Annotated in this window: 5 protein-coding genes; 3 read left to right on the forward strand and 2 right to left on the reverse strand. The window is 65.5% G+C overall.

Annotation, left to right across the window (positions count from 1 at the left end; translation table 11 throughout):
• Window positions 1–13: 13 nt before the first annotated feature.
• Complete coding sequence (locus tag AB0P24_RS43715; protein ID WP_365804313.1) at window positions 14–2,728, reverse strand: tetratricopeptide repeat protein; 2,715 nt, start codon at window positions 2,726–2,728, stop codon at window positions 14–16.
• 696 nt (window positions 2,729–3,424) lie between these two features.
• A complete protein-coding gene (locus AB0P24_RS43720) occupies window positions 3,425–4,537 on the reverse strand; it encodes a site-specific integrase (protein WP_365804307.1) in 1,113 nt (370 codons plus the stop codon).
• 430 nt (window positions 4,538–4,967) lie between these two features.
• Between AB0P24_RS43720 and AB0P24_RS43725 the strand changes: the two genes are divergently transcribed.
• The 3 genes from AB0P24_RS43725 to AB0P24_RS43735 form a co-directional block, all read left to right on the forward strand.
• The gene (locus tag AB0P24_RS43725; protein ID WP_020123586.1) at window positions 4,968–5,231 is read left to right on the forward strand and encodes a hypothetical protein; all 264 of its coding nucleotides are present in this window, start codon (window positions 4,968–4,970) and stop codon (window positions 5,229–5,231) included.
• On the forward strand, window positions 5,228–5,644 hold the full coding sequence (locus tag AB0P24_RS43730) for a PIN domain-containing protein (protein WP_365804309.1): 417 nt from the start codon (window positions 5,228–5,230) through the stop codon (window positions 5,642–5,644). The genes AB0P24_RS43725 and AB0P24_RS43730 overlap by 4 nt, the downstream gene beginning before the upstream one ends.
• Window positions 5,645–6,145: 501 nt before the next feature.
• A partial coding sequence (locus tag AB0P24_RS43735; RefSeq protein WP_365804311.1) for a DUF4291 domain-containing protein occupies window positions 6,146–6,722 on the forward strand: 577 nt, incomplete at its 3' end.

The raw sequence follows: 6,722 nt of genomic DNA on the forward strand, positions 1-6,722 counted from the left end.
TGGGGACTCGCTGTCACGGCAGGCACCTCAACTGCTCGACAGCCGTGTCGAGGTCACTCTCACCCAGTTCTCCCAGCAGGACCTGAGCCCGCTCGATCGCCTCCTCAGCCTCCCGAGGCCGACCGGCACCACAGAGCGCTTCCGCGAGCCAGACCAGCGTCCTGGCCTCCCGGCTCCCATAATTCAGCGACTGGTAGAGGTCGCGGGCACGCTCGAAGTCCATGACGGCGGCCTCGTGCTCCGCCAGTGCCACCCGGATCCGGCCCAGGCTGAACAACACATGTGCCCGACCATTTACGTCATCCGTAGTGTCCAGCAGGGTCAGTGACCGCAGGCAGTGCTCCACACCCTCGTCGTACTGGCCCAAGTCGTAGCGGGCACTCCCAATGCCGTTAAGGGCGGCTCCGCTACCCAAGGGATCGCCAAGTCGTTCGAAGGCAGACAAGGCAGCCGTGAAGTGCTCCAGCGCCTCACTCGGTGCGCCGTTCTCTCGCAGCAGAACGCCTAGAACGTAACGCCCCATGGCAACACCCGGAACGTCTCCGTCATCCTCGCTCACCCGTACCGCCCTGCGCAGTTCTTGCGTCGCCTGGGCCAAATTACCGAGGCCGCGATAAGTACCGGCAAGCATCCGGTGAACCATAGCCACATCCGCCGGACCGGCCTCCCGCCTCGCAGCCTCGAGAGCGCTAGTCAGGTACTTGAGCGCATCCAAATTGCGCCCAGAGCGCCACTGGAAGGTCACCAGGGCCATCGACAGCAACCATGTGTAGCGGTCGAGTCCACGATTCTCGGCAAGCCTGACCGCAGCAGTCAGCGTCGAGTACTCGTTCTCGAACCAGGACATCGCATCCGCCGCGCAAGTCGGAGCCACGACTTCGACGTCCCGTGGTTCGCCAATCGGCAGTCGGCGGCCAGGATCCAGCTTCCGGTCACAAACCCAGGCGTTGTGCAGCAGGAAGTGCAGCACTCGCTCCACCACCCGGGCTCGCTCGGCTTCGTCCTGCCGATCCGCCAGTTCGCCGGCATAGACACGGACCAGGTCGTGCAGAAAGTAGCGCTCAAAGGTCGGCTCAGTCACAAGGCTCATCCGCATCAGGTCATCCATGGCGTTACTGACGCCGACGGCGTCGTCCGATTCGAGCGCCCGCAGCGCCGCCCAACTGACCGTCGGCCCCGGGTGAACCGCCATCTGCCAAAGGAGCTTGGCCGCCGGCGCCGACAGCAGCCTGTGCGACGCTTCCAGCGACAGGCGAACGCTCAGGTTCTCCGAGCCCATGTCAAGGGAACGCAGTCTGGTGCTCTCCTGTCGCAATTCGCGGACCACGCCTGCGAGCGCCGCAGCTGGGCGTTGCGCAATTCGGGCGGCCATGATCCCGAGCGCCAGCGGCACCCCGCCGCAGTGCTCGACCAGGTCGTCGACGAACGGGATGGCCATGCGCATCCGGTCTTCACCCAGCCGTGTCCTCAACAGTTCGGTCGCTTCCTGCCGATCCAGCGGAGGGAGGTCTACCAGGTCCGCTCCCTCCCGGATCGCCAGCCCATGTAAGTGACGACGACTGGTGACGATCGCCGCGCTCGCCCCGAGTCCGGGAAGCAGCAGGCGGACATGCTCCTCATCACGCGCGTTGTCCAGGATGAGCAGGACTGCGCGGTCCGCAAGGGCGGTCCTGTAAGCGGAGACCATGCCGTCCATCGTCGGGGTCGAGGGCCGCACTCCGAGATCGTTCAGGAGCCTGGCAAGGACGGGGCCATGCCGCTCCGGCTCTCTTGGCGAGAATCCACCGAGGTCGACGTAGAGGATCCCGTCCGGGAAGCTCTGCTCGACCCGGGCGGCCGCCCGCACAGCGAGGAAGGTCTTCCCGACACCGGGCATGCCGGTAAACACGACAACCTTGCTCCGCCCAGCCGTACGTCCCAGGAGAGTCTCCGTTAGTCGGCCGATCTGAGGCTGACGGCCGATCAGTTCGACCGGCTGCGACGGAAGCTGCCGGGGCTTCGGACGGGTCGACGCCGATGGGTTGCCAGCCGCTGCCGACCCTGCTTCTTCTGCCTCGCCAGCGAGCAGCAAGTGAACGGTGGGCCGACCAAACTGGCGCTCCCAGCGGGCGAGCAGCGACTCAATCTGGTCATGCCTGCCGAGCGTGCGCAGGGCACGCACCTTGAGTTCGAGTAGTGTCTCGCTCTCCGGCCAGCGGGTCAGCGCGGAGCTGGCCCGGTCGAGCGCGGCAGGCGCCTGACCGCACTCCAATTCGGCGAGGACACATGCCACCATCGCCTCCTTCAGCTCGGTGATGAGTTCGCCGCGTTTTCGTCCGAATCCTTCTTCCGGCATGTCTTCCAGGGGTGTTCCCCGCCACTCACCGAGAGCTGATCTGAGCGCCTTGAGACGCACAGACGTGCTCCCTGCGGTATCTGCAGCGCGGCAGAATTCATGGAAGCGAACGTAGTCGACACTCAACGGATCAGCCTGAATCTGGCAGTACCCTCGCTCGTTCTGCTGGGTGATATCTGGCAACGATTGCCGCAATTGATGAAAACACTGGCGAATTCGATTAGCGTTCGCCTCCTCACCCGGCCACAGGTGGCGCATAACGCTAACGTGCGAGGCACGATGACCGGGCGCCATGAGTAGAACAGCGAGGAGTTCGAGAGCCTTCGCCGACTTCATCCTGACCGGCAGCCCCGCCCGCAGCGCAACCACCGGTCCCAGTACTCGAAATTCCATGATCGCCAACCCTTGTTTCCCCACGACTCACGCCACCATCGGCCGCATCGGCCGACACGAGAAAGCATGCCACGGAGCATCGGACACCCATTAACGTTCAGCTAACGCATACTGCTTGGCGATTACTCGGCCGATCTGCCACGCTGCAATCATCCTCCCCAGCCATTCCGACGGATCGTCGGAATGCTTCGGGGTTTGTGCAGCAGGACACGATGACGCCCGAATCCCAAAGGCACCTTAAGGGCGCAAAACGACCCATTAGGTAACGGAATCCAAGGAGAAAGCCATGAAGTCCATGCACCGGCCGCACGTCCAGCGCGGCACCAGCCGCCCCCCATCAAGGCGACGGGTCAAAGCAACGGTGCCACCTCGCCGCCGTCGGAGGCCCCGCCCGACGCCACAGCCCGCTCCCGAGCCGACCTCGGCTGCAACGGGCGGTCGACTTTGGAAGCCGGTTCGTCCGACAGCTCAACGGGCCTACGAGGTCGAACTGTTCACCGAAATCGACTAGGTAAATAGCAGGTCAGGGGCCTGATTCACGACGGATGGTCAGGCTCCTGACTGGGGCATGGAACGCCCTGCAGGCTCCAATTCTGCGGCGTGTCGGATGCGTCGGCACCCCACGGTTCGAAGACACATAAGCACTTCGCTACCGCCGACGACATCCGAAATGCCACTCGAAGCAGGCTTGCAGGCTTATTCGTACTCGCACAACAGGTTTGTGATGCGCTGGTTGGCAATCGCCTGGCGTCCATACAGGCACTTGGCGTAGCTGTTCATAAGGACCTCGACGCTGTTGCCTGCGCGTTCGGCGACCTCGGTGGGATCGACGCCGGCGTTGAGCCAGGTGGACAAAGCCGAGTGCCGCAGGTCATAAGGACGGCCTGCGAGCAGTGAGCGCACCAGGTCGGGCGAGAGGGCAAGTTCACGGGCCTCGCGCCAGACGCGATCGTAGGCGCTGGACCCGACGATGCCGCCGCGCTCGTTGAAGAACAGCCGCCCGTCGTCCGCCGTGCCGAAGGTGTCGATGCTCTCCCGCCAGATCGACACCAGCTCGGGCGGCATCGGTACGGGCCGGGTGTCGTCAGCCGGGCGGCCCTTGAGACCGCGCTCGTCGTGGGCTCTTCCAGTGTCAGTCCACCGCCTGCCCGCCTGCGGCAGTGTGCGATGCACGGTCACCTGCCCCCAGCCCTCCGCGGGCAGCACGCAGTTGGGCAAAGACACCCCGACCGCTTCGGCGGGGCGCAGCCCGGCGTAGTACATCCCGGCGAACAGTCCGACCAGCCGCCGTCCACGAGCCCGCCGGTAACTGCCGACGTAGGAGACCGCGCGCAGCAGGGAACGCGCCTGACCTGGGTTGGCGACCACCCGTGGGTCGACCTGGTGGACGGTCTCAGCCACGCTCCATTTGATGGGAGCAAGTGGGTCGGCGGGCAACTTGCGCTGCTCGACGGCGTACCGAACCGCATTGACCAGGACCTTGTGCTTGTGCCGCTGCGTCTCGGCCGCCGCCACCGCGCCATCCTGCTTGAGCCGCAGGGCTGTCAACACCGACCGCATCACAGCCGGATCCATCAGATCGGCCAACGGACGTGAGGCTCCCGCCACCCAGCGCAGGGCCAGCCGGACATCCGCCGGCATCTGGCACGGCTCCGGGCATGGGACGACGAACGCCCAGCCCCGCATCGCCCGCCGCAGCAGTTCATCGCTCGGACGGCCCCGCACGTCCCGGAGCATCGCCCGGGTGATCGCGCACAGCGCATCGTTGGTCTCATCCCGGGTCTTCGCCGCGATCAGTGGCCACCTCATCTCGATGTACTCCAGAGCAAAGGCGTACCAGCTGACCCCAGCCGCGCGACCCTGTGGCGAGCCACGGCTGATCCCCGCAGGGGACTCATCCGCAGCGCCTTGCCGAACGGAACGGAGGAGCGCCGCGCCGAGGTCATCGGCCAGCGCCCTGATATCCGTAGCACCCGCTGTGCGGCGAACGGCCACGGCCCTGCTTTCACGTCTCCTGCCGGGGACGCCGCGCGCGTGAGATTTCGAGTTCCTCATGACGTCCACCACCCTTCTGTTCAGGTGAACGTCCTGGATGCCCACATAAAGCCACGGCAGCAACGACGCCGCTGCGCTCCCCTCTGCGCACCCCAGACAAGGATGGAGCCATCCGCAGCGAGCGACTCGACAGTTCGCTGCGCCACTCCCGCATGCAGGTAGGATCTAAGGTAGGATGGGGAGCATGAGTGACCCTACCGGCAAGTACTCAATCACCATGCCCCGCGACATCGCCGAAGCCGCCAAGGCCCGCAGCGGCCCGTCGGGCCTGTCTGCCTATGTCGCCGCCGCCGTCGCGCGACAGATCGAGCGGGACAATCTCAACGAGCTCATCCAGGTCGCCGAGGCCGAGCACGGGCCCGTCACCGACGAAGAGATCCAGGCCCTGCGCGACCAACTCCAGCAGGCCCGCCAGCAGCAGACGCGAGGCGGGGCGAACGCCGCGTGACCCGCCCCTCCCCCGCTACCCCCGGCGGCACTCTGGTCCTCGACAGCGAAGGGCTGGCCAAGGCCATCCTTCGCGACCGCACCGTCACCGGCTGGCTCGCCCTCGCTCGCGCCGACGACCTGCGGGTGATCACTTCCGCGGCCACCCTCGTGGAAGTGGTTCACCCCCGCATCAACCGCCCGGCCCTCGAGTGGACCCTCTCCCGCCTCGTCATCGAACCGGTCACCGAACCTATCGCCCGTCACGCCGCCGCCCTCCTCGCCGACGCCGGCCTGCATGGCCACAAATACGCCATCGACGCCATGCTCGGCGCCACCGCCCTCGCCGCCCCCGGTCCGACGACGATTCTCAGCTCAGACCCCGAGGATCTAACCGCCCTGTGCGGCTCTCGCATCACCGTCATCAAGGTCTAATAGGGCACCAACCAAGGGACGAAGGCTCGGCGGCACGTCCCGAAGGCCGCACTAGCGGGACATTGAGAGCTATTGGGGCATTTCATTTTCGCGGGACATACACGGGACCGCGAGGCTGACTAACTGTCAGTGATGCGCGTGACCTGCATGAACGTCTGGGACTGCCGCGTCCTCCGGAGCCGTGTGCGCAGGTTCGAATCCTGCCGGGGGCACCTTGGATTAGGTGCCTAAAGACCCCGCCATCAGCGCGTTTGCTGAGTGCGGGGTCTTGCTGCATGTGCAGGCCGATGTCGCCGAAAGCAGCCGTTTGCCAGTGATCACGTTGTAATAGCGTGTTGATCTTGAAGGGCTTCGCACCAGGTCAGACAGCGTTCCATAGGCCCGTGAGCGTAGGCCCGTGGAACGCACAAGGGACGATGCTGGCTGGACTGGAGGTAGGCGTGGCGCACGCACACGGTAATTCGATGGCGCACGCGAAGTGGTATGCCCACCCTGGTCCGCATGGCGGATCCCAAACACCAGATTCGAGCCCTGCACACGGACTCCACAGTCACCGTCTACCAGGCGTACGCGCCGGAGATCGGTCTGCCGGCGGCCCAGGAGGGCCGTTTCCCGGCGGTGTGGCAGCGGGACCGGATGACATGGATCAAGCCGTCGTTCCTATGGATGATGTACCGCTGCGGGTGGGGGGCCAAGGAAGGCCAGGAAACCGTCCTCGCCGTCGAGATCACCCGGGAAGGCTTCGAGTGGGCACTGGAACACGCCTGCCTGTCCCACTACGAACATAGGCTCCACGCCGACCGCGCCACGTGGAAGCGCCAGTTGAAGCGGGCTCCGGCTCGAGTGCAATGGGACCCCGAACGCGACCTGTATCTTCAGCCGCTTCCCCACCGATCGCTCCAGCTCGGCCTCAACGGCGAAGCCGCACGTCTCTACGCCGACGAGTGGATCGTCTCCATCACCGACGTCACAGCGCTCGCCCATACGATCCACGCCCATGTACGGGACGGGGACCTGGCCATGGCCCGGCAACTCCTGCCCCATGAACGCCCATACCCCGTGAACGAAGGGGTCCTGG

Source organism: Streptomyces sp. NPDC086519 (assembly GCF_040686075.1).
Lineage (GTDB): Bacteria > Actinomycetota > Actinomycetes > Streptomycetales > Streptomycetaceae > Streptomyces > Streptomyces shenzhenensis.